Origin of the sequence: Bacillus hominis (assembly GCF_018332515.1) — a bacterium.
GTDB lineage: Bacteria > Bacillota > Bacilli > Bacillales > Bacillaceae_G > Bacillus_A > Bacillus_A hominis.
In genome coordinates, this window is the sequence record NZ_BOQD01000099.1 from 1 (window position 1) to 25,909 (window position 25,909).

Annotated in this window: 27 protein-coding genes and 1 riboswitch; of the genes, 16 read left to right on the forward strand and 11 right to left on the reverse strand. The window is 36.5% G+C overall.

Going from position 1 to position 25,909, the window contains the following annotated elements:
- Nucleotides 1-45 precede the first annotated feature (45 nt).
- Nucleotides 46-870: a pyridoxine/pyridoxal/pyridoxamine kinase gene (gene pdxK / locus KI356_RS11640; RefSeq protein ID WP_000174255.1), complete on the reverse strand. Its 825-nt coding sequence runs from the start codon at nucleotides 868-870 to the stop codon at nucleotides 46-48.
- 134 nt (nucleotides 871-1,004) lie between these two features.
- On the opposite strand from pdxK, the gene KI356_RS11645 reads away from it, so the two are divergent.
- The 3 genes from KI356_RS11645 to KI356_RS11655 all read left to right on the forward strand — a co-directional run bounded on the left by KI356_RS11645 (nucleotide 1,005) and on the right by KI356_RS11655 (nucleotide 4,061).
- A complete protein-coding gene (locus tag KI356_RS11645) occupies nucleotides 1,005-2,576 on the forward strand; it encodes a GAF domain-containing sensor histidine kinase (RefSeq protein WP_212935485.1) in 1,572 nt (523 codons plus the stop codon).
- Between the two features lie 20 nt (nucleotides 2,577-2,596).
- Nucleotides 2,597-3,244 (forward strand): response regulator, encoded by a 648-nt coding sequence (locus KI356_RS11650; protein WP_212935486.1) that lies wholly within the window; start codon nucleotides 2,597-2,599, stop codon nucleotides 3,242-3,244.
- A gap of 190 nt (nucleotides 3,245-3,434) precedes the next feature.
- Complete coding sequence (locus tag KI356_RS11655; RefSeq protein ID WP_212935487.1) at nucleotides 3,435-4,061, forward strand: FMN-dependent NADH-azoreductase; 627 nt, start codon at nucleotides 3,435-3,437, stop codon at nucleotides 4,059-4,061.
- 58 nt (nucleotides 4,062-4,119) lie between these two features.
- On the opposite strand, the gene KI356_RS11660 is transcribed toward KI356_RS11655, so the two are convergent.
- Nucleotides 4,120-4,791, reverse strand: coding sequence for a transcriptional regulator YeiL (locus KI356_RS11660; protein ID WP_212935488.1), 672 nt, complete (start codon nucleotides 4,789-4,791; stop codon nucleotides 4,120-4,122).
- A gap of 107 nt (nucleotides 4,792-4,898) precedes the next feature.
- Here KI356_RS11660 and KI356_RS11665 point away from each other — a divergent pair, with 107 nt between their 5' ends.
- Nucleotides 4,899-5,594 carry a YjjG family noncanonical pyrimidine nucleotidase gene (locus KI356_RS11665; RefSeq protein ID WP_212935489.1) on the forward strand — a complete coding sequence of 232 codons (696 nt, stop codon included), beginning with the start codon at nucleotides 4,899-4,901 and terminating at the stop codon, nucleotides 5,592-5,594.
- A 97-nt stretch (nucleotides 5,595-5,691) separates the two neighbouring features.
- Here the strand turns inward: KI356_RS11665 and KI356_RS11670 are convergent, their stop codons facing one another.
- Nucleotides 5,692-6,921, reverse strand: a complete 1,230-nt coding sequence (locus KI356_RS11670) for a chloride channel protein (protein WP_212935490.1) — start codon at nucleotides 6,919-6,921, stop codon at nucleotides 5,692-5,694.
- Between the two features lie 323 nt (nucleotides 6,922-7,244).
- Nucleotides 7,245-7,349, forward strand: a riboswitch (SAM riboswitch).
- A 235-nt stretch (nucleotides 7,350-7,584) separates the two neighbouring features.
- Here KI356_RS11670 and KI356_RS11675 point away from each other — a divergent pair.
- From KI356_RS11675 to KI356_RS11685, 3 genes are all read left to right on the forward strand, one after another.
- Complete coding sequence (locus KI356_RS11675; protein WP_128283028.1) at nucleotides 7,585-8,883, forward strand: bifunctional O-acetylhomoserine aminocarboxypropyltransferase/cysteine synthase; 1,299 nt, start codon at nucleotides 7,585-7,587, stop codon at nucleotides 8,881-8,883.
- Entirely contained in the window at nucleotides 8,867-9,772 is a 906-nt protein-coding gene (gene metA, locus KI356_RS11680; RefSeq protein WP_128283027.1) for a homoserine O-acetyltransferase MetA, read from the forward strand. Before KI356_RS11675 ends, metA begins: the two co-directional genes overlap by 17 nt.
- A 139-nt stretch (nucleotides 9,773-9,911) precedes the next feature.
- Nucleotides 9,912-11,207, forward strand: a complete 1,296-nt coding sequence (locus KI356_RS11685; RefSeq protein WP_212935491.1) for a homoserine dehydrogenase — start codon at nucleotides 9,912-9,914, stop codon at nucleotides 11,205-11,207.
- A gap of 29 nt (nucleotides 11,208-11,236) precedes the next feature.
- On the opposite strand, the gene KI356_RS11690 is transcribed toward KI356_RS11685, so the two are convergent.
- A complete protein-coding gene (locus KI356_RS11690) occupies nucleotides 11,237-11,863 on the reverse strand; it encodes a YczE/YyaS/YitT family protein (protein ID WP_212935492.1) in 627 nt (208 codons plus the stop codon).
- Nucleotides 11,864-11,960: 97 nt separating this feature from the next.
- On the opposite strand from KI356_RS11690, the gene KI356_RS11695 reads away from it, so the two are divergent.
- From KI356_RS11695 to KI356_RS11715, 5 genes are all read left to right on the forward strand, one after another.
- Nucleotides 11,961-12,938, forward strand: a complete 978-nt coding sequence (locus tag KI356_RS11695) for a LacI family DNA-binding transcriptional regulator (RefSeq protein WP_212935493.1) — start codon at nucleotides 11,961-11,963, stop codon at nucleotides 12,936-12,938.
- An 82-nt stretch (nucleotides 12,939-13,020) separates the two neighbouring features.
- On the forward strand, nucleotides 13,021-13,830 hold the full coding sequence (locus KI356_RS11700) for an SGNH/GDSL hydrolase family protein (RefSeq protein WP_212935494.1): 810 nt from the start codon (nucleotides 13,021-13,023) through the stop codon (nucleotides 13,828-13,830).
- Entirely contained in the window at nucleotides 13,827-14,744 is a 918-nt protein-coding gene (locus KI356_RS11705; protein WP_128283022.1) for an ABC transporter ATP-binding protein, read from the forward strand. The genes KI356_RS11700 and KI356_RS11705 overlap by 4 nt, the downstream gene beginning before the upstream one ends.
- Nucleotides 14,737-15,729, forward strand: a complete 993-nt coding sequence (locus tag KI356_RS11710) for an ABC transporter permease (RefSeq protein WP_078180857.1) — start codon at nucleotides 14,737-14,739, stop codon at nucleotides 15,727-15,729. The genes KI356_RS11705 and KI356_RS11710 overlap by 8 nt, the downstream gene beginning before the upstream one ends.
- A gap of 19 nt (nucleotides 15,730-15,748) precedes the next feature.
- Nucleotides 15,749-16,426 carry a uracil-DNA glycosylase gene (locus KI356_RS11715; RefSeq protein ID WP_212935495.1) on the forward strand — a complete coding sequence of 226 codons (678 nt, stop codon included), beginning with the start codon at nucleotides 15,749-15,751 and terminating at the stop codon, nucleotides 16,424-16,426.
- 43 nt (nucleotides 16,427-16,469) lie between these two features.
- Here KI356_RS11715 and KI356_RS11720 read toward each other — a convergent pair whose 3' ends face one another.
- The 3 genes from KI356_RS11720 to KI356_RS11730 all read right to left on the reverse strand — a co-directional run bounded on the left by KI356_RS11720 (nucleotide 16,470) and on the right by KI356_RS11730 (nucleotide 19,358).
- The gene (locus tag KI356_RS11720; RefSeq protein ID WP_128283020.1) at nucleotides 16,470-16,760 is read right to left on the reverse strand and encodes a DUF3817 domain-containing protein; all 291 of its coding nucleotides are present in this window, start codon (nucleotides 16,758-16,760) and stop codon (nucleotides 16,470-16,472) included.
- Between the two features lie 209 nt (nucleotides 16,761-16,969).
- The gene (locus KI356_RS11725) at nucleotides 16,970-17,791 is read right to left on the reverse strand and encodes a Cof-type HAD-IIB family hydrolase (protein WP_212935496.1); all 822 of its coding nucleotides are present in this window, start codon (nucleotides 17,789-17,791) and stop codon (nucleotides 16,970-16,972) included.
- A gap of 283 nt (nucleotides 17,792-18,074) precedes the next feature.
- Entirely contained in the window at nucleotides 18,075-19,358 is a 1,284-nt protein-coding gene (locus KI356_RS11730; RefSeq protein ID WP_128283018.1) for a purine/pyrimidine permease, read from the reverse strand.
- A 95-nt stretch (nucleotides 19,359-19,453) separates the two neighbouring features.
- On the opposite strand from KI356_RS11730, the gene KI356_RS11735 reads away from it, so the two are divergent.
- The 3 genes from KI356_RS11735 to KI356_RS11745 all read left to right on the forward strand — a co-directional run bounded on the left by KI356_RS11735 (nucleotide 19,454) and on the right by KI356_RS11745 (nucleotide 21,173).
- Nucleotides 19,454-20,446, forward strand: coding sequence for a potassium channel family protein (locus KI356_RS11735; protein WP_002123687.1), 993 nt, complete (start codon nucleotides 19,454-19,456; stop codon nucleotides 20,444-20,446).
- 6 nt (nucleotides 20,447-20,452) lie between these two features.
- Nucleotides 20,453-20,740, forward strand: a complete 288-nt coding sequence (locus KI356_RS11740) for a YwdI family protein (protein WP_002123688.1) — start codon at nucleotides 20,453-20,455, stop codon at nucleotides 20,738-20,740.
- A 64-nt stretch (nucleotides 20,741-20,804) separates the two neighbouring features.
- Nucleotides 20,805-21,173 (forward strand): DUF423 domain-containing protein, encoded by a 369-nt coding sequence (locus KI356_RS11745; RefSeq protein ID WP_002016371.1) that lies wholly within the window; start codon nucleotides 20,805-20,807, stop codon nucleotides 21,171-21,173.
- Nucleotides 21,174-21,203: 30 nt separating this feature from the next.
- On the opposite strand, the gene gerQ is transcribed toward KI356_RS11745, so the two are convergent.
- The 4 genes from gerQ to hemQ all read right to left on the reverse strand — a co-directional run bounded on the left by gerQ (nucleotide 21,204) and on the right by hemQ (nucleotide 24,468).
- On the reverse strand, nucleotides 21,204-21,641 hold the full coding sequence (gene gerQ, locus KI356_RS11750; RefSeq protein WP_128283017.1) for a spore coat protein GerQ: 438 nt from the start codon (nucleotides 21,639-21,641) through the stop codon (nucleotides 21,204-21,206).
- 24 nt (nucleotides 21,642-21,665) lie between these two features.
- The gene (gene cwlJ, locus KI356_RS11755) at nucleotides 21,666-22,088 is read right to left on the reverse strand and encodes a cell wall hydrolase CwlJ (protein ID WP_002068596.1); all 423 of its coding nucleotides are present in this window, start codon (nucleotides 22,086-22,088) and stop codon (nucleotides 21,666-21,668) included.
- Between the two features lie 175 nt (nucleotides 22,089-22,263).
- Nucleotides 22,264-23,541: a serine hydrolase gene (locus tag KI356_RS11760; RefSeq protein ID WP_212935497.1), complete on the reverse strand. Its 1,278-nt coding sequence runs from the start codon at nucleotides 23,539-23,541 to the stop codon at nucleotides 22,264-22,266.
- A 183-nt stretch (nucleotides 23,542-23,724) separates the two neighbouring features.
- Nucleotides 23,725-24,468 carry a hydrogen peroxide-dependent heme synthase gene (gene hemQ / locus KI356_RS11765; protein ID WP_002113124.1) on the reverse strand — a complete coding sequence of 248 codons (744 nt, stop codon included), beginning with the start codon at nucleotides 24,466-24,468 and terminating at the stop codon, nucleotides 23,725-23,727.
- A 432-nt stretch (nucleotides 24,469-24,900) separates the two neighbouring features.
- Here hemQ and pta point away from each other — a divergent pair, with 432 nt between their 5' ends.
- Complete coding sequence (gene pta, locus KI356_RS11770; protein WP_000067219.1) at nucleotides 24,901-25,872, forward strand: phosphate acetyltransferase; 972 nt, start codon at nucleotides 24,901-24,903, stop codon at nucleotides 25,870-25,872.
- Nucleotides 25,873-25,909 lie beyond the last annotated feature (37 nt).

Here is a 25,909-nt window from a genome sequence, read left to right on the forward strand (position 1 = left end):
GTGGGTTTTAATATATTTTTTAATTTATGAATAAAAAGCTTTATGTTAGACAAGCTCTTTCGGTGCAACGAATTTACGATATGCACCATGATGAGTTGGTCCTACGTATTCGTTAATTTTGAATGAGTAACGAATAGCAGCTGTGATAAATTCTTTAGCAGTTTTTACTGCTTCTTTCACAGATTTTCCTTTTGCAAGTTCTGCTGTAATTGCAGCAGAATATGTACAACCTGCGCCGTGTGTGTTTGTAGTATCAATTTTTTCTGATTCTAGAAGGTCGAATGTTTCTCCATCGTATAGGACGTCGATTGCAGTTTCTGTACCAAGCTTGCTTCCGCCTTTAATTAGTACGTATTTTGCACCTAAAGCGTGGATTTTCTTTGCTGCTTCTTTCATGTCCTCAAGAGAATTAATTTTCACACCACTTAATTGGTAAGCTTCAAATAAGTTTGGTGTTACAACTAATGCCTTTGGAACTAAAACGTCACGTAAGCAATCATTCGTTTCAGGATGTAATGCTTCATCTGCACCTTTACATACCATAACAGGGTCAACTACTACGTTTTTGAAATTATGCTTTTCAATTGTTTCTGCAACCATTTCAATAATTTCTACTGATCCAAGCATACCCGTTTTTAAAGCATCTACTCCAACACCTTCAATTGTTGTTTCTAATTGTGGTTTTAATGTAGAAGCTGGGATTGGGAATACGTTATGTGCCCACCCGTTATGTGGATCCATTGTTACGATCGTCGTAAGGGATGTCATTCCGTATACGCCAAGTTCTTGGAATGTTTTTAAATCTGCTTGTATACCAGCACCGCCACTTGTATCAGAACCAGCGATTGTAAGTGCCTTATTTAATGTCATTATGAAAGCCCCCTCAAGTGATATAATGAAAACTATGTTTTCACCATTATATCAATGTTACGAATAAGTACAAAGTGAAAAGTAGATGATTTACTTGAGAAGCGATTTAAAATCTTGTATGTAGGAGACTTGGTATGTTTCGAGATAATCGTACAAATGAATTAGTTATATTAAAAGAAATTGCAGAAACGTTAAATACATCAAATGATACTTACCATGTATTGCAAGCAGTGCTAGAAAAATTGCTCAGTGTAACAGGTTTAACGACAGGATGGATTTTTCTTGCGGATGAAAATGGAAGGTATACAAAGTTAATTGACTATCAGTTACCAGAGGCACTTACATATGAAAATAAACGCCCAATGTGTGAAGGTGAATGTTGGTGTTTACGTGGTTTTGTAGATGGGAAATTAGAGCGAGCGGTTAATATTATTGAATGTAAAAGAATTAATAATGCAATCGAATATAATTGGGGAGATACGGAAGGGATTCTTCATCATGCTACAGTTCCTTTAAAGGCCGGGGGAGAAAAATTTGGGGTATTAAATGTTGCAAGCCCAGGTAAAACACATTTTTCAGAAGAAGAATTGGTTTTGCTCCAATCCGTTGCTTTTCAAATTGGGACGGCTTTAAAGAGAACCAAATTATATGAAAATGAAAAGCGAAGAGCACATTATTATGTGAAATTGGAACGTTTTATTCAAGCTTTAAAAACGATTCATAAGTTTAATGTACTACCTGAAAAAGTTGTAAATCACGTAGGTGAAGTATTTCAATGGAATCAAGTGGCGTTTTTTATTAGAGAAGAAACAGAATTATCTTTGCGAGCGTCTTATGGTCAGGAAGAGTCACAAGACGATGTGACAGAAGCAGCAAAGAAGGCATTAGAAAAAGGTGAGCCTGTTTTATTAAAACGTCAAATTGGGCATATCGTACATCCAAATAGGGCCGTTATTGCTACGCCAATACATATTCAAAGTCATATATTTGGTGTCTTGTGTGTTGGTTTGAATAATGGAGAATTTGATGTTAATACAATAGATGTAATCCAAGCGCTATCGAACCATGTTTCGTTAATAATAGAGAATTTAAGATTAAACGAGCAGCGCCGTGAACTTGTACGAATGGAAGAAAGAAATCGGTTGGCAAGAGATTTACATGATTCTGTTTCACAAAAGTTGTTTTCATTAACCTTTATGACGAAAGGCGCTGAGGCAGTTTTAAAAGGTCAAAATGAAACGGTAGATCGATCTTTGCATGAGATGCGTGAACTAGCGCAAGGTGCCTTAAAAGAAATGAGGACATTAATTTGGCAGCTCCGTCCGGCTGGATTAGAGAAAGGGTTATTACCAGCTTTAAAGCAATATGGTGAAAGTTTAGGATTGAAAATTCGGGAACAAGTTACAGGTGTGCGTGATTTGCCGCGTGTAGTAGAAGAAGCGCTATGGCGAATTGGACAAGAAGCTTTAAATAACGTAAGTAAGCATGCGAATATAGGAGAAGCGACGATTTATTTCAAAGTGACGGAGAAAAATGTATCATTAGAAATAGTCGATCAAGGAAATGGGTTTGTAGAAAAAGATATAAAAGAGAAGAAATCACTCGGTATGACTACGATGCGTGAAAGAGTAGAATTAGTTGGTGGAACAATTAAAATTGTAAGTAGCAAGAAACGAACGAGTGTAAAAGTAAATGTACCATTATGATGTGAAAATGAGGGAAGTTTGTGAAAATAAAAGTATTGTTAGTTGATGATCATACAGTTGTTTTAAAAGGATTGGCATTTTTTCTAAGCACACAGGAAGATTTTGAATTGGTTGGGGAAGCAAACAATGGGAAAGAAGCATTGGTGAAAGTAGGCGAAACGAGTCCAGATGTCGTATTAATGGATTTATATATGCCTGAGATGGATGGAATTGAGGCAACAGCTTGTATTAAAAAAGAATATCCAAACGTGAAAGTAATTGTATTAACTAGTTTTTCTGATCAAGCTCATGTAATGCCGGCACTAAAAGCTGGAGCGAGTGGTTATATTTTAAAAGATATAGAACCAGATCAGCTTGTTGAAGCTATTCGAAGCGCGTATAAAGGTAATATTCAATTACATCCGGATATAGCAAATGCCCTTCTTTCTCAAACATTACCGGAGGAAGAAAAAGAAGAAGAACCTGCCGTTCAAGTGGATGTGTTAACGGCGAGAGAAAATGAAGTATTGCAGCTATTGGCCAAAGGGATGAGTAATAAAGAAATCGCTTCTGTTTTAGTTATTACAGAAAAAACGGTAAAGGCTCATATGAGTAGTATTTTGAGCAAGTTACATTTATCCGATCGCACACAAGCGGCATTATATGCAGTGAAAAATGGAATTGTATAAGACGAAAGTCGTAAGACCTAGTTCGCCTTTAGAAGGTGGACTTTTTTTATGGGAAAATACGTCTATGTGAGGATGAAATTGTCTTGATATAAAGATAAAATGTATTTGTAAGCAACAACAATTACAAGGGAGTACCCTTTTTCGTAAGTGATATATAACAACTAAGAGTGAGTAGTAGGAGGAAGAAATAATGGCAACAATTTTATTCGTAAAAGCAAACAACCGCCCAGCGGAACAAGCAGTTAGTGTGAAATTATACGAGGCATTTTTAGCAAATTATAAAGAAGCACATCCAAATGATACAGTAGTAGAACTTGATTTATATAAAGAAGAATTACCATATGTAGGCGTAGATATGATTAATGGTACATTCAAAGCAGGTAAAGGGTTTGATTTAACAGAAGAAGAAGCAAAAGCGGTAGCAGTTGCTGATAAGTATTTAAATCAATTTCTAGAAGCTGATAAAGTAGTTTTCGGTTTCCCATTATGGAACTTAACGATTCCAGCCGTATTACACACGTATATTGATTATTTAAACCGTGCTGGTAAAACGTTTAAATATACACCAGAAGGTCCAGTTGGTCTAATCGGAGATAAGAAAATTGCATTATTAAATGCACGCGGCGGCGTATATTCTGAAGGACCAGCAGCTGAAATGGAAATGGCTGTTAAATACGTAGCAAGCATGATGGGCTTCTTCGGCGCAACAAACATGGAAACGATAGTTATTGAAGGACATAACCAATTCCCAGATAAAGCAGAAGAAATCATTACAGCAGGTCTTGAAGAAGCAGCTAAAGTAGCAAGCAAATTTTAATTAAAATTATAATCGTCACTCAAAGAAACAGCATTAACTTTTATGTTAATGCTGTTTTTTATATTTTCACCTCGTCAGCAAGTTTTTCTAATTGATTTCGATCTTGTATATAATATGTTCGGCCTTCTTTTTTTAAATAGTTTTGCTGGCAAAACTGGTTTAATACATATAAAAGATGGCGGTAACTGACGTTTAAGTATTCGGAGGCCTCAGTATGTTTTTCGGTATAGCAATTATTTTGTTCTGTTAATAAAATAAACGCAGCTAATCGATTTTCGAATGGATAACTATAGTTTTTGGCGTAATTTTCTGTTCGAGTAATTGTTTTTTCTCCAATAAATTTGCATAGGTTTTGTAAAAAGGTAGCATCTTGCAATAAAAGATGCTGACAATCTTTAAGAGGAAGCGCTAAGCAAATACAATCGTCGATTACTTCAACTGCTTTCGTAACGGATTCTACGCCAATTAATCCTAATTCGCCAATGAACGAAGGTGCTTGAATAAAGTTAATTAAGGACACCTTCCCATTTTTATGACTCATATATATTTTTGCCTTCCCAGAAATTAAGTAATAGAGATAAGGGAGGTCGGTTCCTTCTTTACATATCAACTCTTTCTTTTGAAAAGAATGCAGTTCTACATATGGAAAGACATGAAAAGAAAAAAGAGTATCGAATTGGTGAATTTGTATGTATTGATAAATTTCTTCTTTATTTTTGCTAATCTTCATAGTTTCACCTCTTATTGTAGTATGAGATATCTCCTATTATTTTTACAAGAAAGAATGATACGATTTATTTAAATTTATTTTTGTAGAAAAGAGAGTGTGAGGGGTTTATGAAAAAATATAAAACATTGCTATTTGATGTAGATGATACATTGTTAGATTTTCAGAAGGCGGAGAAAGTGGCGTTACGTATGCTCTTTGAAGAGAAAGGGATTCCTTTAACTAGCGAGGTTGAAGCGCAGTATAAAAAAATTAATAAAAGCCTTTGGGATGCTTTTGAAGAAGGTAAAATAAACCGTGATGAAGTCGTAAATACACGATTTTCGATTTTGTTTAAAGAGTACGGGGAAGAAGTAGATGGGATATTATTCGAAAATAATTATCGTATCTACTTAGAAGAAGGAAACCAACTCATGCAAGGTGCATTTGAATTTATAAATCAAATTCAAAGTGAGTATGATTTATATATAGTGACAAACGGTATTTCTAAGACGCAAGATAAACGTTTACGTAATGCAGGATTACATTCATTGTTTAAAGATATTTTTGTTTCTGAAGATACGGGATTCCAAAAGCCGATGAAAGAGTATTTTGATTATGTTTTGGAACGTATTCCTAACTTCGCTTCTGAAGAAGGGCTCATTATTGGGGATTCGCTAAGTGCTGATATTAAAGGTGGATATGTAGCAGGAATTGATACTTGTTGGTTTAATCCAGAAAAAAAACCAAATGATAGTGGGATTGTGCCAACATATGAAGTGCATAATTTTGAAGAGTTATACGCGCTATTAAAGCAGCATGTGTAATAAAGTGAAACTTTAATCAGTGTGGATTTTGGCCATCCCCCACAAATAGCGGGATAAAAACAGGCAGTGGAACTTTTGTCCCTACTGCCTGTATGTATTAGTTTGTAGCTTCATTGTTTTTAGGAAGCGGAAATGCATTACCGACAGCTGCTGCACCGAGCATCGGCAATAGTAAATTAAGCGGGAAAAACATAAGTAATAATAATGTTATAGCTATCGGTTTTCTTAATGCATAGCTTGAGATTGCTGTTGTTACGATGGCCACAGATGCTATTGGATCTATAGGAAGAATGGAAGCCATTGCGAATCCGATACTTGACCCAGAAAATATAATTGGGAAAATATGTCCGCCGCGCCAACCTGTATTTAAACAAACGGCAGTAATACATAATTTTAAAACTCCTGAAAGAACTAATACCCAAAAAGATAAATGGCTCCATTCAACGACCAAATCTTTTAATTGATGTTCCCCTGAAAATAATGTGTATGGGAGAAAAGTCCCCGCAATTCCTAATAAAATACCACCTATAATTCCAAGTGTTAGTTTGTATTCGCGGAAAGGATGGATGATTTTCTCTAATGTAAATTCTACTTTGAAATACAAGAAACCAACGAGAGCACCGATGCAAGTAAGAGGGAGAAAGGCGATCCATTCATTGATTGAAAGGGACCCTTCCCCAAAATCAACAATAAAGGATCCACGATTATCGAATTTACTAAGCAATAAATAAACGGAAAAACCAGCAAAAGTAGTAGTTAAATATACAATTGCTTTTTTTCTTTTAGAAAACCCATTAATTTGTTCACCCTCATTTTCATTCGGAGCTAAATAACCGAATAATGGAGCGTTAAAAATGACGCTCAAAGTAGCACCAATTCCAACTTCTGTTAGTTCGTCCATTCCCTTTAAAGCGAATTTAAAGCGATCCCCTACCCATGTACAAAGTCCACCGATAATTCCAACAAGTGCGGCCTCTGGGCCTAGGCTAGCTCCAAATATTAAAACAATAAGCGCAGTTAAAGTAGCTTTATGTACAAAACGGTATTCAATTCTACCTGTTTCTTTATATTCACCCATTACTTCTGGCATAAGACGTGGATATGTACCGAAGTATTTTTGTGTTAAACCAACGAGGATACCACCGATGATTGTTACACAAATGGTGTAATAAGGGGGGGAAGAGAAAACGTTAGGTAAGTATCCCCAAATAAAGTGGATTCCGATATTTAGCGTAACTAAAAATAACCAAACTGTAGCTCCTACTATAGATCCTAAAAGAATGCCATATAGAGCGAGTATATAGTGCATGTCCTTTTTATCTGTCATGTTATACCTCCGTTATGTAAGTTTTAATGTAGAAAGGATTAAATACGCTAGTGTGAAATGAATTGAATATATATAGTATCTTTGTGAGAGGTTGGCTTATTCAACATATATATATTGGGATTTCATTAGAGCTTGGGTCCTATAAGTTAAACCACTTATTTAATTCTATATATTGATCGGAGTTTTTAAAAGGTCTTTTTCAAATGAATATGGAATATATTTCTTTTGTTGTTTATATTAAATTTTTACGTTTAATTTAGAACATTCAGAAAAACCGTTTGACATCAGGAAATTATTGCTATAAAATCAACGGTAATTGCATAGTCTTATCAAGAAAAGGTGGAGGGACAGGCCCGATGAAACCTTGGCAACAGCCGTATAACGGAATTGTGCCAAATCCTGCAGGTAATAATCCTGAGAGATAAGAAAGAGCCCTTAGAGCGTGTTTTCAAACTGCTCCTTTCTTGTTTTCAGGAAAGGGGCAGTTTTTTATTTTGTATAAAGTGAAACTTTAATCAGTGGGGGTTTTGTCCCTCCCCCACTGATTATTAGCCTTCACCAAATGGGCAGTTATCTCCCACCTAACTTCCTCACATTCGCTGAATTTTGAGGTGGGGGTCTTACTGTCCGTAAGTAGCGGGATAAAAGAAAGGAGAATGAGAGATGGGAGAATCATGGGGGAAAGGAACGATTTGTGTGCAAGGTGGCTATACGCCAAAAAATGGTGAGCCGCGTGTTTTGCCACTTTATCAAAGTACAACGTATAAATACGATACGTCAGATGATTTAGCAGCACTATTTAATTTAGAGGCAGAAGGATATATATATACGCGTATTGGAAATCCTACTCTAGCTGCATTTGAGCAGAAGTTATCAGATTTAGAAGGCGGTGTAGGGGCTGTTGCAACAGCTTCTGGGCAGGCAGCTATTATGCTTGCGGTTTTAAATATTTGCAGTAGTGGAGATCATTTACTTTGTTCTTCAACTGTTTATGGAGGAACGTTTAATTTATTTGGAGTGAGTTTGCGTAAGCTTGGCATCGATGTTACGTTCTTTAATCCTAATTTAACGTCAGATGAAATTGCGGCACTTGCTAATGATAAGACAAAGCTCGTTTATGCAGAATCGTTAGGAAATCCAGCAATGAACGTTTTGAATTTCAAAGAACTTTCAGCGGCAGCAAAAGAATTAGAAGTACCTTTTATCGTTGATAATACATTAGCGACGCCTTATTTATGCCAGGCGTTTGAACATGGGGCAAATATCATTGTCCATTCCACAACGAAATATATTGATGGCCACGCAAGTTCTCTAGGCGGCATTGTAATAGACGGAGGGAATTTCGATTGGACAAATGGAAAATACCCTGAGCTTGTCGAACCTGATCCGAGTTATCATGGTGTGAGTTATGTTCAAAATTTTGGAGCGGCAGCTTATATTGTGAAAGCACGCGTTCAGCTATTAAGAGACTACGGAAACTGTATGAGCCCATTCAATGCGTATATTAGCAATATTGGCCTGGAAACATTGCATTTACGAATGGAGCGTCATAGTGAAAATGCTCTCGAAGTTGCTAAGTGGCTTGCTAATCATGATCGCATTGAATGGGTGAATTATCCAGGGTTAGATAGTAATGAAAATTACTCGTTAGCACAAAAGTATTTGAAAAAAGGTGCTAGTGGAGTTTTAACATTTGGTATTAAGGGCGGATTAGAAGCAGCAAAAGAATTTATTGCAAATGTAAAACTCGCAACTCTTGTAACGCATGTAGCTGATGCAAGAACTTGTGTAATACATCCTGCTAGTACGACGCACAGACAATTAAGCGCAGAAGATCAGCGTTTAGCTGGCGTTACATTTGATTTAATCCGTTTATCGGTCGGTATAGAAGATGTTTCTGATATTATTGCAGATTTAGAAGCAGCGCTAGTCGGAGGCAAACAACATGCCGATCATAATTGATAAAGATTTACCAGCTCGCAAAGTATTGCAGAAGGAAAATATTTTTGTAATGACGAAGGAGCGAGCAGCAACACAAGATATACGTGCTTTGAAAATTGCTATATTAAATTTAATGCCTACAAAGCAAGAAACAGAGGCGCAATTACTTCGTTTAATTGGAAATACACCGTTGCAATTAGATGTTCATTTACTTCATATGGAATCGCATCTGTCTCGCAATGTAGCGCAGGACCATTTAACGAGCTTCTATAAAACATTCCGTGATATTGAGAATGAAAAATTTGATGGACTCATTATTACAGGGGCACCAGTTGAAACTCTTTCTTTTGAAGAAGTAGATTATTGGGAAGAGCTCGGACGTATTATGGAGTACTCAAAAACGAATGTAACATCTACGCTTCATATTTGCTGGGGGGCACAAGCGGGTTTGTATTATCACTATGGTGTGCCGAAGTATCCTCTTGTGGAAAAAATGTTTGGTGTATTTGAACATGAGGTTCGTGAGCAACATGTGAAATTGTTACAAGGGTTTGATGAAGTATTTTTTGCTCCGCATTCTCGTCATACAGAAGTACGAGAGAGCGATATTGAAAACGTACAAGAATTAACGTTATTAGCCAATTCTGAAGAAGCGGGTGTTCATCTTGTTATTGGGCAAGAGGGAAGGCAAGTTTTCGCACTCGGACATAGTGAATATAGTTGTGATACGTTAAAGCAAGAATACGAACGGGATCGCCAAAAAGGATTAAATATTGATGTGCCAAGAAATTACTTTAAACATAATAATCCAGATGAGAAGCCGCTTGTTAGGTGGAGAAGTCATGGGAATTTATTATTCTCTAATTGGTTGAATTATTACGTGTATCAAGAAACCCCTTATGTATTGTAAATAATGATTGTGTAACACGTGGTAGCGTTTTCCTTGTAAAGATTAACCTTTATTTTTCCGAATGTTCTAAATTCATTGTTTTTCAGATTTTTCGTCTATATAATTCATCTAAACACAATTTTGAGGGGTGGACAGTATTATGAAAGAAATTCAAGTGGGGTTATTAGGTCTTGGGACAGTTGGTAGCGGTGTAGTTCGTATTATTACAGATCATCAAGAACGACTTATACACCAAGTAGGTTGCCCAGTGAAGGTAACGAAAGTGTTAGTGCAAAACATTGAGAAGGAGAGGGAGGTCGAGGTATCTTCTACTCTATTAACACAAGATGTGAATGAAATTTTAGATAATCCTAATATTGATGTTGTCATCGAAGTGATGGGTGGCATTGATGATGCAAAAGCATATATTTTGCAAGCATTACAAAGTGGGAAGCATGTTGTGACTGCCAATAAAGATTTAATGGCGTTACATGGGGCGGAACTCTTAGAGGTAGCAAAAGATAATAAAGCTGATTTGTTTTATGAAGCAAGTGTAGCGGGAGGAATTCCGATTTTACGAAGCATCGTAGAAGGACTTTCTTCAGATCTTATTACGAAAGTAATGGGAATTGTAAATGGAACGACAAATTTTATTTTGACGAAAATGTCAGACGAAGGGAGAGCATATAACGACGTGTTAAAAGAAGCTCAGCAGCTTGGATTTGCAGAAGCAGATCCAACATCAGACGTAGAAGGTTTAGATGCAGCAAGGAAAATGACGATTTTGGCTACTCTCGGTTTCTCTACAAATGTAGAGCTTGGAGATGTGAAGGTAAAAGGAATTACTTCTATTACAGCAGAAGATATTGAATATAGTAAGAGCTTAGGCTATACAATTAAGTTAATTGGTCTTGCAAAGCGAGATGGTGAAAAATTAGAGGTTACAGTTGAGCCAACTTTACTTCCAAATACACATCCTCTTGCGGCAGTACAAAATGAATATAATGCTGTCTATGTGTATGGTGAAGCGGTAGGAGAAACGATGTTTTATGGTCCGGGAGCAGGAAGCTTACCGACAGCGACAGCTGTTGTTTCTGACCTAGTTGCTGTAATGCAAAATATTAGGTTAGGTGTAAACGGAAATAGTGCGGTATCTCCTCAGTATAAGAAAGTATTAAAAGAGCCAGATGAAATTGTTGTGAAAAAGTTTTTAAGACTGCATGTAAAAGATGAAATTGGTGTATTTGCAAAAATTACATCATTGTTCTCTGAGCGCGGTGTTAGTTTTGAAAAGATTATTCAAATGCCACTTGAAGAGAAAGGGAAAGCAGAAATCGTAATTGTAACGCATCGCGCTTCCCTTGCGGATTACGAGTACATTCTACATACATTGCAAGGGTATGAAGAAATAGATTGTTTGAAAGCAAATTACCGAATTGAAGGAGATGCTAAGTAGTATCTCTTCTAATAGAACGAAAAAGCCTATTAAGCGGCGTGCTGAATAGGCTTTTTTCTATTTAAAATCTGCGTACCAATTTGAATAAAAGCTTGAATAATCCAACCTGTTGTAAAGGATAAGATAATCGTTCCAAAATAGATTGGCCCATCTAATAAGAAGCTTAACGTTAAAAATAAAAAAGCTAATGAAATTTCAGTTCTTCTGAATGTCCATTTTTTCTTCTCGGCAACAGTTAAAACGAAAGCCTCTTGAGGCGCTGCGCAAAGGTTTGTAGAGACATAAAGACCGATGCCAGCTCCGACGAATAGATTTCCGCAAATAAGTGTTATATATTTTGGAAGAGAGCGGATAGCGTCCATAATAGTTGTAATGGAACCAACCCAATCAACAAAAAGAGAAATAAGAATCATTGTTACAATTGTGCCGATTGTAATTTGTTTTTTGTCCCAAAAGAGTACGATAAGGGTAAAAACAAAGTTAATCATAAAAATCCAAAAACCAATACTTATCCCGAAATTTTGATATAGTGCAATAAAGAAGGAATCATAAGGGCTAAGTCCAAAGGAAGTAATTGTCGTCATCATGTTAATACCGATGGAGAGAATGAGTAAACCACCAATGAAAAATATATATTCTAATTTGAATCGAAGCATAGTTGTATATCCTTTCAAAATGTATTTGCTAGGAAAGGATATATTGTGGAAAGCTTACCAGGTCAAGGGATAATTTTTGTGAGAAGGGGAGAATGGGATGACGAATATAAGAAAGATTGCTGAACTTGCTGGGGTATCTGTTTCAACTGTTTCACGTGTACTGAATAATCATCCGTACGTGAATGAGCAGAAACGAAAAGAAATTTTGGCGATTATAGAAAAATTAAATTATACGCAAAATGTGAATGCTATTCATTTAGTGAAAGGAAAAACGAATGTAATTGGCGTTTTATTGCCGCACGTAAATGATCAATATTACAGTGCCATTATTGGGGGGATATCAAAGGAAACCGCAAAGAACAATTATAATATGATGCTTTGCCAGACAAATTATAGCGAAGAAAAAGAGCTTGAAATTTTACATATGTTAAAAATGAAAAAGCTTGATGGAGTAATTATATGTTCACGGACAAATAGTAAGGAAAAGCTTGAAGAGTATACGAGGTTTGGTCCAATTGTGATGTGTGAAGAAATAGAGTCGAATTTCATTTCGAGTGTACATATTGATTACTACAAAGTATTTTTGCGCGGGATGAAAAGCTTAATAGATGCTGGTCATACACGTATCGGATATTGCATTGGAAGAAGTAATAGCATTAATAGTCAAAGAAGGAAACAAGCTTATGAGGATTCACTTCAACAGATTGCTGTAACACCGTTAGATGCTTGGAAGTTTAAAGGATGTTTTACGGTGGAAGATGGGCGCAATGTAGTCAGGGAATGGGCTAGTATGTCTGTAAAACCGACGGCTTTTCTTGTATCTTGCAATCATATTGCTGCAGGAATGGTAACGGAGGCGAAAAAACAAGGAATTCGTATCCCAGAGGATATTACGATTATCGGATGTGATGATCAAGAGGTGGCAGATATATTAGGTATTACGACGATTTCGCATTCTAGTAAAAATGTTGGTGTAAAGGCATTTGAATTATTATATGAAAAGATTAATGATGAGGAAATAGATGTGAAACATGTAGAGTTATTACCGAATTTGGTAGATAGGGAAACGACATAATAGAGAAGGTACGAAAATCGCTTTTCGAAAATTCGTTTGGTATAATTATGGACAATCTATAGGGGCTAAAAGGGGTTTTGATATGAGATCAAAATTAGTAAAAGTAATTCTACTCATTACAATTGCGTCTTTCTGTTTATTTACATACGGTTTTGTTTCGGGTGTGAATGATGTATTAAATCCGAAAGCTTCAAAATTAATTAAGAAGACTGACGTAGTGGAAAAAGAGAAAAAGAAAACGGGAACGTTACAAATAGTTAGTTTAGGTGATTCATTAACGCGCGGCGTTGGTGATAAAGAAGGAATTGGCTATATTGGACGAATGAAAGAGGATTTACAAAAAGATTATAAACAAAAAGTTGCACTAACTAACTTGGCAGTTAGTGGTGCGAAAATGCCCGATTTATTAAAACAAATTGAAAGCAGCGGAGCTCAATATTCAATTAAGCAAGCAGATGTAATTGTTTTAACAATTGGAGGAAATGATTTGTTCCCAGGTTGGGAATCGCTCGGAAAGATAGACTTAGAGACGTATCGCCCTGATACGGAAACGTTTCAAAATGAAGCAAAGAAAATTATAGAAGAAATTCGTAAATTAAATACGGATAGCCCTATTTTTTGGCTCGGTTTATACAATCCTTTTGAAGATGTAGAAGATTTAAAAGGATCTTCAAACATTGTTGTAGACTGGAATGCAGCTTTAGAGAAATTAGCGCTAAACGATAAAAATGTGTATATTACACCAACATTTGATCTATTTCAAAATCGCGGAAAAGATTTATTATACTCTGATCATTTTCATCCAAATGAAGTCGGGTATACATATATGGCAGGACGCTTAGTTAAAAATGTTGCAAGTAAACTAAAACTAGAACAAGGAGGGGTAAAATGACGACGATACTTTCCGTGCGAGACGTGAAGAAGGTAATTGGAAAGAAGACACTTGTAGAAGACATTTCATTTGATGTAAAACAAGGAGAAGTGTTTGGCTTCTTAGGACCGAACGGAGCTGGGAAAACGACAACAATTCGAATGTTAGTCGGACTGATTAAAGCGACAGAAGGTACGATTTCTATTGGTGGTTATTCTATTAAGGAAAATTTCAGAGAAGCGATGCGTCAAATTGGAAGTATCGTTGAAAACCCAGAGCTTTATACATATTTAACGGGATGGGAAAACTTAAAGCAATTTGCGCGCATGCTTGGTGATATATCAGATGAACGTATTATTGAAATTGCAAAAATGGTTCATTTAGATGAGCGTATTCACGATAAGGTAAAAACATATTCCCTTGGTATGAAGCAGCGCCTCGGAATTGCACAGGCGCTTCTTGGAAACCCAAAATTGCTCATATTAGACGAACCGACGAATGGTTTAGATCCAGCTGGGATTAGGGAACTGCGAGAATTTATACATAAGCTTGTAAAAGAAGAAAACATGAGTGTATTTATTTCGAGTCACTTATTAAGTGAAGTGCAAATGATATGCGACCGTGTTGCTATTATTCATAAAGGAAAAATGATAACAGTTGCACCTATTGAAGAGTTGATCAAAACAGCGAGTGATCGTGTAGAATGGGTCGTTACACCCATTTCCAAAGCGAAAGACATGTTAGACGCTGCTGAAGGGGTAGAGGAAGTTAGTATAGAAGATGAGCGTTTACTATGTCGCATGGATGTTGCGTCTATTAATGTTTGGAATAAGCACTTTGTAGAAAACGGGATAGATGTACATGGCGTCAAAGAGCTTGTATTTACGCTAGAAGATTTATTTATTGAACTTACAAGGGGTGAGCAACATGCGTGAATTTGCGAATCTAGTTTTGAATGAATCAGAAAAGATTTATCGTAAGAAACGGATTGTTGTTGTCATGCTTATTTTAGCAATCTTGATTCCACTTTTTGTGTATGCTCAGTATCGTGAAATAGAAACAACGCAAAAAAGGCTTGGTACGACCGATTGGAAAGTATCATTACAGCAACAAATTGTTGATTCACAAAACCGCTTGAACAATTCTAGACTGCCAGAAGAATGGCGGGATTGGCTAAAAGTAAGGGTGGAGCAACAACAATATTATTTAGATCATGATATTAATCCGACTGCGCCAGGAGCACCGACATTTGTGAGGGCGTTTATTGAACAAGGAATAACGTTATTTATTCCATTGCTCGTTATGATTGTCGCAATTGATATTGTTTCAGGAGAACGAAGTGACGGTACGATGAAAATGCTCCTTACGAGGCCAATTCGGCGCTGGAAAATACTCCTTAGTAAATACGTGACGATGTTATTTTTCATTTCACTCATCTTGCTTCTTGTCGGTGTGTTTGCTTACGCATTATCGGGGCTTGTATTTGGATACTCAGGATGGAATTTGCCTGTTTTAACTGGATTTGTTATTGATAAGGAGACATTAAATACGAACTTTGTACATCTTATCCCACAGTGGCAATATATATTAATGGCGTACGGACTAGCTTGGTTTGTTGCCATTGTGGTAGGAACTATATCGTTTATGGTTTCTGTTTTAATTCGAAATACACCAGCTGGTATGGGCGTTATGCTAGCTGCATTAATTGCTGGCGGGATTTTGAGTTCTTTTGCAACGTCTTGGGAAGGGGCAAAATATATTTTTAGTGTCAATTTATCGTTAACGGATTATTTATCAGGAAAATTGCCTGCATTACAAGGGTTATCAATGGGGTTTTCGTTAATGAATTTAACTGTTTGGGCAGTCGTTTCCCTTATCATTTCATTTGTAGTATTTACAAGGCAGGATATGGTGAATTAATTGGATAGGAAGTGAAGGCGTGGAAAACATTTTGCAGAATGATTGGGGACCATTATTGGGGCCAGAATTTGAGAAAGAATACTATCAAGCTTTAGCTGAATTTTTAAAAGAAGAGTATGAGGAGCATGTGATTTATCCAAAGAAAGAAGATATTTTTAACGCTCTTCAGTATACAAGTTATGAAAATACAAAGGTCGTTATTTTAGGACAAGACCCATATCATGGGCCGAATCAAGCACATGGTTTAAGTTTTTCTGTACAACCTGGTATAAAAACGCCACCGTCATTGCTAAATATGTATAAAGAACTTCGAGATGAATACGGTTATGAAATTCCGAATAACGGTTATTTAGTAAAATGGGCGGAGCAAGGAGTATTGTTATTAAATACTGTATTAACAGTGCGACAAGGTGAAGCAAATTCTCATAAAGGAAAAGGGTGGGAACATTTCACGGATCGCGTAATTGAGCTATTAAATGAACGTGAAAAGCCAGTTATTTTTATATTATGGGGACGCCATGCACAGGCGAAGAAGAAGCTCATTACGAATACGAATCACCATATTATTGAGTCTGTACATCCGAGTCCGTTATCAGCAAGACGTGGTTTCTTTGGCAGTAAACCGTATTCTAAAGTAAATACGATTTTATCTAATATGGGCGGGAGAGAAATTGATTGGGAAATTCCAAATATATAAACGCAAAAAAGGTAGTTAACAATTGTTAACTACCTTTTTACTATTACTGTTCATTTTTTAGTTTTGCATCTAGTACAAAAGTACCAAATGGGATAACTGATGCAGCAAGTGCGCCAAGTGCCCATAACATTGATTTACGGTGTACGATTGTTACTTGAATTACCGCAAAGATAAATAGTATAAATAGAACTCCGTGAGCCATACCTGTAATTTTAACGGCTGTTGCAAACCCCGCGAAATATTTTAATGGCATTGCTACAAATAATAGTAATAGGAAAGAAATCCCCTCAACTAAGCCGATTGCTCTTAATCGTCCGATTGGTGTAGATAACATGAAGTATCCTCCTTTAACGTATGCTTGTATATAGTAAATTTGTATTCTTTTTCAAAATAAAATAGTCTATTTTATTCCATTATATACAAAAAGAAAGTTTACACTACGAGAATAGTGCAAAGTTCAAAATATAGTCACAAAAGCATTGTAATTTAAATAAAAACCTATTTGAAGTATTTGACTTCAAATAGGTTTTATGAATGAAAATATTAAACAAGTACTTCCGTTTTTAAAACGAATTTCTCTACAACTTTTGCAACACCATCGTTCATATTTGTATCTGTCACGTAGTTCGCAATTTCTTTAATATCATCTGGTGCATTGCCCATTGCAACGCCAAGACCAGCAAATTCAATCATCGCTTGGTCGTTATAGCTATCGCCCATTGCGATAACTTCTTCACGCTTAATGCCAAGTGTTTGGATGAGTTGGTTTAGGCTCGTTCCTTTCGTAACACCATGCTCGGTAAATTCTAAGAAGAATGGTTTTGAACGCATAACGCTTAATTGGCCTTCTAGTTGTTTTTGTAGTTTTGCTTCTACAGTTTGTAAGTGTTCTGGATTCTCTACCATTAGTACTTTTACAACGGGTTGTTGTACAGCTTCTTTCAGGTTATTTACTTCTATGATTGGCATACCAGTAATTTGACCTTCAATTTCTGTATAAGAGTTATTCTCTTCAGTGATAATATCGTCACTAATATATGTGTGAATCCATACATTTTCTTCTTTACTAATATCGTATAAGCTGTGAACGATTTCAGGGGATAATGTACTACTAAATAATTCTTCATCTGTTTTACAGTTAATTATTTTTGCACCATTAAATGAAAGAATAAAACTACCGTATTCTTCTAAATGTAATTCTTTTGCAATTGCGCGCATTGCGAACGTTGGACGCCCAGAAGCAAGTACAACTTTAACCCCTTGCTCTTGTGCTGTCATTAAAGCCTCTTTCGTACGAGGTGAAATGGTATGGTCATCGCGTAATAAAGTATCATCTAAATCTAAAACAATCATTTTATAAGTCATATAGAAAATTCCTTTCTTTGTTGGAATAGAAATAAATTTTTATGAAGATATTGGGGAATATATAGTAAGACATCGAACCTCTTTACATGAAATTAGGAGAAGTTCTGCATTGTTAGTATAAATTATCATGAGCGCGTTGCCCATGATAATTTATCCCGCTAACGCCCGATTGGTGTGGGCTAATAATCAGTGGGGATGAACAAAAACCCCACTGATTAAAGTTTCACTTTATCATTATCGTAACAACTCTAAAGGTAGAGTGCAATAATGGAAGTTTTCCAATTTACGATAGTTGTTTTTCGTGCGAACGAGAAAATAGTATTTCCAGCAAGATAGCCATTACAGATCCAAGAACGAGACCGTTACTTAAAAATGAAGCTAAAAATGGCGGTAGCGTAGAAAATGCCCCGGCTGGAACAAACATAACTCCGATTCCTGTAAAGATTGAAAGGCCTGCTACTTTAAATAATTGTTCTTTATTTTGTACAGTGTCATATTCGCGAAAAGCGAGACCGATCATGCTTGCAAATACAGGGTAAATCGCAGCATATCCAACTGCGACGGGGATTGCTGCAAAGAATGAAGTAATCTTTGGGAATATACTAACAAGAATGATAAAGCTTGACCCTAACATAAATGGGAGGCGTTTATAAATATTTGTCGTTGCAATAAACCCTGCTGATCCAGAAATGGCAACAGGACCAATGGCTGAAAACAGACCACCTAGTAATTGATTTATTCCTGTTATAATGCCAGCTTGTTTGAAGCGATTCTCCGCGGCACCTTCTTCATATTTAGAAACAACCTTTTGTACAACGCGAATACTTGCTAACATATTTGTTAGAAGTAATAGTGTGACGAAAACTACCGTAATTGCCATGTTCCATTCAATGCGAGGCATTCCGAAAACAAATAGAGACGGAAGACGAATTATATCTGCCACAGGTGTTACTGGATTAGATAATCCGAAGCACGCGAATAATATCCAGCCGCAGACGATACTGAAAAGAACGGAATATTGTCCAATAATAGGTAGCTTCATAATGAAAAAAGATAGTAAAATAACAATGAGTGATAGAATAAATATCTTTGGCTGTACTTCTGTATGTTGTCCATCAAGGCCAAACATGCCTTTTAAGAAGGAGCCACTAAGTTGTGCGACAAGAAGGAATAAATACGTTCCAATTACTGTAGGTGTAAAGTAGCGAACTAGTTTATCAATAAGTCCAAAAACACTAAGAATAATACAAATAATTCCGCTTAGTAAGAAAGCGTACTGAAGGACCTTAAGTGTTTCATTGCTTGATCCAAATAATACGACGCCTAAACTTGCATAAAGAGAGAAAATTCCCCACCAAAGGCCTGCGGGACCCTCTTGAATAGGAAGTTTATGCCCAAATATAGCTTGCAAGAGACCGGCAAATCCGAGAACAAATAATGTTCTTTGTACAAACGCGATAGCTTCAGTGCCATCAAGGCCGTAACTAGTTGCGACACTAATTGGTACAATAAGACTTCCAGCTAAAATAAATAGTGCCCATTGTAAGGCAGAAAGAAATAGCTTCATTATATCAACCTCTTTCATAGATTCCGTTTCTAGTATATAGGTATTTCATTTCCTTTGGCAAAGATTGTAGATAGAGAAAAGAGTTGAAACATAATATGAATGCACGTAAGCAATTATGGATAGCAGTTATATGTATGACTTTTGTTGTAATTCTAGGGACGCTAGGATTTATGACAATTGAAGAGATTAGCTTGTTTCAAGCATTTTGGATGACGATGATTACTGTATTAACGGTTGGATATGGTGATGTAGTGCCTGTAACACAGGCAGGGAAATTTTTTGCGCTCCTTATTATACCTGTTGGCGTCGGTATCGTTACGTATGCAATGGGGGTAGTAGCAGCTATGATCATTGAGGGTAACTTATTTCATGCAGTGCGGAGGAAGAAGATGGATAAACAAATAGCACAGTTACAAAAGCATATTATAGTATGTGGTTGCGGAAGAGTAGGGCTTCAAGTGGTACATGAATTACAGGAAAAGAAAATCCCATTTGTAGTTGTGGATAAAGATGAAAGTATATTCGAACAGGAAAAGCTTCTATATGTACATGGAGATGCAACTGAAGATCAAGTGTTACATAATGCCGGAATTTCGAAGGCTGCCGGTCTAGTTGCTATCGTAGCAAACGATGCTGAAAATGTATTTATTACATTAACGGCAAGAGGGCTTAATGATGCAATTAAAATTGTAGCAAGAGCTGAAAAGCCAGAAACAGAAGAAAAATTACGGCGCGCTGGTGCAAATAAGGTTATTAATCCATCTAGTATGGCAGGCATTCATATTGCAAAAGGTATTGCGAATCCGTTAACAGTTCATTATATTGATACAGTATTGTATGGAATAGAGCAATCATTTGTAATTGAAGAAATTTCAGTCGGGAACGATTCTATCTTAGTCAATAAATCATTACTAGAGAGTGATGTGAGAAATCAATTTGATGTAACAATTTTAGCGATTTTGAGAAATGGGGATATTATACATAATCCGACGGGGCAGGAAAAATTGCAAGAACATGATATGATAATAGTATTTGGTTCAGTAGAGAAGCTGGGGCAATTTGAGAAAGAACTACAAAGTACGAGGTGATAAGGAATGCAAATATCGAGCGATAAGATTTTGAATAAAATGGCAAATGAAATTGCAAAGGCAAAAAGTAGTGAAGGACAAAAATCAAAAGATCATTTATTAGTTGTACGTGCTTTATGCGATTTATTGTTAGATGAACAGGTTGAATCTTCTACGTATAGAGAGCCGCAAATTCAATCGCAAGTAATTGGATCGCAGCCTATAACAACAGTTCAACCAGTTATGCCGGTTTCTGGAGAACCTGTGTATATAAAAGAAGAAGGTGCAAATGGTAATTCTTTATTTGATTTTTAAGAATTAAATCGTTTGGCTTATATGTAAAAATTGCTTATGATAAAGGTAAAAAAGGGGAATTAAGATGAAAATTTTCTTTTTACTAGGTTGTATTGCAGCGGGGCTATCTGTTGCGTTAGGGGCTTTTGGAGCACATGGTTTAGAAAATAAAATTTCTGCAAAAATGTTAGAAGTGTGGAAGACGGGCGTTACATATCAAATGTTTCATGCAGGTGGCTTATTCGTAGTTGCTTTATTAATGGACAAAATGCAATCATCACTTTTAAGTACTGCAGGTTGGCTTATGGTAGCTGGGATAATTATGTTCTCAGGTAGCCTTTATGCGTTAAGTACAACAGGGATTAAGTTCTTTGGCCCAATTACACCTCTTGGTGGTGTAGCGTTTATTGTGGCGTGGATTTTAGTCGGAACTGCAGTTGTAAAAGGGTTATAAAAAACAAAAGCTGGCATTTGCCAGCTTTTTTTATGGTCTTGGAGCGTAAGTTGCTTGTTGACTAGGTAAATACGTAATTTCTCCTGGGAATTCTACATAATCTAAGTAAATCATTAGTAGCAAATAGCGCTTTCCAGATTTCGGTTCACTAATAACGATATGATCACGGCCAGCTGCCTCGATGATCCCTGTATAAGATTGTGTACCAAGCGAACTACCACGTTCATAAGTCATTACAACTGTAGCTGGCTTACCCTTGTTTAAACGAAGGATGTTTTCAATATACGATTGCTCTATTGGCAACATCCCTTGAGAAACTGCAAGTTGAGCTTGTGTGACTTGTTGTTGCATTGCTTGCTGCTGTTGTTGTTGCTGCTGTTGTTGTGGGGTCATTTGTTGCGGTTGTACGTAAGTTCCGGATGGTTGATAAAAACCTGTTCCATAATACGGGTTTTGTTGCTGTGCCATTCAAAAATCCCTCCTCATTTTTCCCTAATATACGCCTGGACAATCCTCACCAGATGGTTGGAAGAAGCAGTGCTTCTTAAAACGTCCAGAGTTTTGTTGGTTATACCAAGTTGGCGGACAAGGACCTTCAGGCCTAAAAAACCATAAGGAAAAGTTAGCAGGCCAAAAACGTTGCCCCTGAATTGTTCGCCTTGCTAAGGCAATATCTTGTTCTCTTGCTCGTTGATAAAAATACCCTTTTTGGGTTGCCTCAAAACCGCCAGGATTTTGGTAAACCATCTGACGTAAGTTCCGTACTTTTTTAAAGTCTAAGCAATCCCCACGGACACGATTTACACCGACATTTCCAACCATTAGCATGCCTTGTTGTCCTTCTCCTTCAGCTTCGGCACGCATGAGTCTAGCTAATAACTTTACATCTTCTTCTGTATGCGCGATAACACCCATTATGTGTCACCTCTCTTTTTGGAATACCCTTTGGAAAGAGGTTTTTTCTAGATGAAGTGTGGAACAATTACTAGTTCATACGTATGAGAAAAAGGACTCAGATATGACAACCAAACGAAGTTTTACATTTTGAGAGAAAAAGAAAAAAAGCTAGCCCACGCTAGCTTTTTTATCATTAAAATACTTTAGACCATAAGTTTGAGAAGAAGTCACCGACGGAGCGCATTGTTAACACGAACCAATTTGCCTTTTCTATTTCTTCTGTCGTTTTTGCAGCAACTTTCATACTTTTATTTCCATCTAAGAAACCGTATTTATCAGTTGATTCTAAGACGATTGAACCTACTTTTGCATCTTTCTTAATAGGGGCAACTAAATGCCCATTTTCAGCAAGTGATTTATCTGCTTCAGCTGAAATTTTGTAAGGTGATTTGCTACCTTTTGCAGTAACTACTGTCACTTCTTTTTCGGGTGCAACTGTTACGTAGTCTTCTTTTCCTTTTACTACAGAAATTTTATTATTTTTATCTACTTTTAATTTCTGTTTTTCGAAGTTATTAAATCCATATTCAATTAATGCGCGAGATTCTGTGAAACGTTCGTCCATTGATTTCGTTTTAATAATAACAGAAATAAGACGTAAATCACCGCGTTTTGCTGTAATGGTGAATCCATATCCAGCGGTATCAGAACTTCCTGTTTTTAAACCATCTGCTCCTTCATAAGAGAAAGCAGCACCTGGTAACATCCAGTTCCAATTTTCCATACGAATTGGTTTCGGATGATTATCTGGGAAGTTTCTAAATCTTTGTTTTGTATCCTCTAGCATTTCTGGATACTTTGTAATAATTGTTTTTGAAAGAATACCCATATCGCGAGCTGACATGGAGTTTTCTCCATTCGGATCAGTTCCTTCAGGATGTTTTCCTTTTAAATCAGCGTTGTTTAACCCAGTAGCGTTTACAAATTTATATTTCTTTAACCCTAGTTTTTTCGCATGTTCATTTGCAAGATTTAAGAAGTTCTTTTCACTTCCTGCAAGTAATTCTGCTAAAGCAATACTAGATCCATTCGCAGAGAAGATAACGATAGAATGATATAATTCTCTTACAGTATATTGGCGTCCCTTTTCGAACGGTACGTTAGAGAATTCATTATTACGTGAAACTTCATAAGCGTAATCAGAAATGTTTACTTTCGTATCCCAAGTGATTTTTCCTTCTTTAATTGCTTCTAATACGGCATAAACAACAATTAATTTTGACATACTAGCGATAGCTAGTAATTCATCTGGATTTTGTTCATGCAGTATTTTTCCTGTATCTGCATCAAATAGAAGTGCAGCAGCTGCCTCTATATGTATTTTTTCTTCCGCATGGGATGTTGTTACTCCTAAGGAAGAAAATGACAATAGAAACAATAGTGAAATAGACAAGATTTTCTTCATATACATTATCACCTTCGCATCGTTATTAGCATATAGCTCGTACTATTTTAGCATGAATTTGGATATAGAAAGGTTACAATTTTGTAAGGGATTTGTCGATTTTTGTTCAAATTTGCAGAGAAAAAAAGGTTTTTGCAGGTAAATGTAGAGGGTAATAAAAAAAGGAACGAATTTCGTTCCTTTTTTATATTATATGTGTAAAAATGTTGTTACTTTTTCACTTGGTAAAATGTTTCCGACAAAGAATGTTCCAAATTCACCGTAGCGAGCACTTACTTCATCGAAGCGCATTTCATATATAAGTTTTTTAAATTGAAGAACATCGTCAGCAAATAATGTTACGCCCCACTCAAAATCGTCAAATCCGACTGATCCTGAAATAACTTGGCGCACTTTACCTGCGTACTGGCGACCGATTTTGCTATGACTGTACATAAGTTTCTTACGTTCATCCATAGGAAGCATATACCAGTTATCATTACCTTGGCGACGCTTATCCATTGGATAGAAGCAAATGTGATTTGCTTTCGGTAACTCAGGATATAAGCGAGCTAAGACTTGTGGGTTTTGGTATGGGTCTTCATCAGCTGGAAGATAGTTGCTTAGTTCAACAACAGATACGTAAGAATATGCAGGAACTAAATATTCAGCTAATGTTGTTTTATTTAATTCTGTTTCGATTTCATTTAACTCTTCCATTGTTGGACGTAAGATCATAAGCATAATATCTGCTTTTTGACCAACAACTGTATACATTGCATGACTGCCTTTTTTTGCAGTAGCTACTTCATTCCATTTTTCAACGACATTTAAAAATTCAGACACTGCTTGTCCGCGTTCGTCACTAGATAATGTTTTCCATGCTGCCCAATCAATAGAACGTAAATCATGTAAACAATACCAGCCATCTAACGTTGTTGTTGCTTCACTCATTCTATTCACCTCAGTTAATGATATTTTACACGTTAACTATAGCATATATAGGGTTAAAAACATCTACATAAAGTTTCGGTGCATAAAACTGTCACATTTATCCCGCTATTTGCCGGGCAGTAAAACTCCCAACTCAAAATTCAGCTGTAGCAAAGAAGTTAGGTGGGAGTCGGGCTGCCCGTAAATGCCCGATTGGTGAAGGCTAATAATCAGTGGGGGATGAACCTCCCCCCACTAATTAAAGTTTCACTTTATATTTACTGAAAAACGGGAGAAAATAAGGCTTAAGTAGGCTTTATTTTCCGGCTGAATTTTATGAAAATATAATCATTTTCATTTTATCTATTTTTTGGGAGCTATAAGTTTAAAATAGAGAGGAAAAGCAGTATTCTTAAAGATAGAGTTTTTTAACATAAGTAGGAGGGTTTATTCGTGAGCAACTTATTTACAACAGTAAAAGAAAAAGTTCAAGGAAAAGGCATTTCTATCGTACTTCCTGAAGGAACTGATGAAAGAATTTTAGGCGCTGCAGAGCGTTTAGCAAAAGAAGAGTTAGTAAAACCAATCTTAGTTGGTAATAAAGAAGAAATTAGCGCAAAAGCTGCTAGCATGAATTTAACATTAGCAGGCGTTGATATTTACGACCCAGCTACATACGAAGAAATGGATGCAATGGTAGCATCTTTCGTTGAACGCCGTAAAGGTAAAGCAACAGAAGAAGATGCTCGCAAAATCCTTAAAGACGAAAACTACTTCGGTACAATGCTTGTATACATGGGCAAAGCACAAGGTTTAGTAAGTGGTGCAGCTCACTCTACAGCTGATACAGTTCGTCCAGCACTTCAAATTATTAAAACAAAACCAGGCGTTACAAAAACTTCAGGCGTATTCATCATGGTACGTGAAGAAGAGAAATATGTATTCGCTGATTGCGCAATTAACATTGCACCAAACAGCCAAGATTTAGCTGAAATTGGTATCGAAAGTGCGAAAACTGCTGAATTATTCGGCATTGACCCACGCGTTGCTATGCTAAGCTTCTCTACAAAAGGTTCTGCGAAATCTCCAGAAACAGAAAAAGTTGTAGAAGCAACTCGCATTGCAAAAGAAATGGCTCCTGAATTAACTTTAGATGGAGAATTCCAATTCGATGCTGCGTTCGTACCATCTGTAGCTGAGAAGAAAGCTCCAGGTTCTACAATTAAAGGTGATGCTAACGTATTCGTATTCCCAAGCCTAGAAGCTGGTAATATCGGCTACAAAATCGCTCAACGCTTAGGTAACTTCGAAGCAGTAGGACCAATCTTACAAGGTTTAAACATGCCTGTAAATGATCTATCTCGTGGATGTAACGAAGAAGAAGTGTACAAGTTAGCTTTAATTACAGCAGCTCAAGCACTTTAATTCTATAGTGAATTAATATGAAAAAAGACCACCCTAT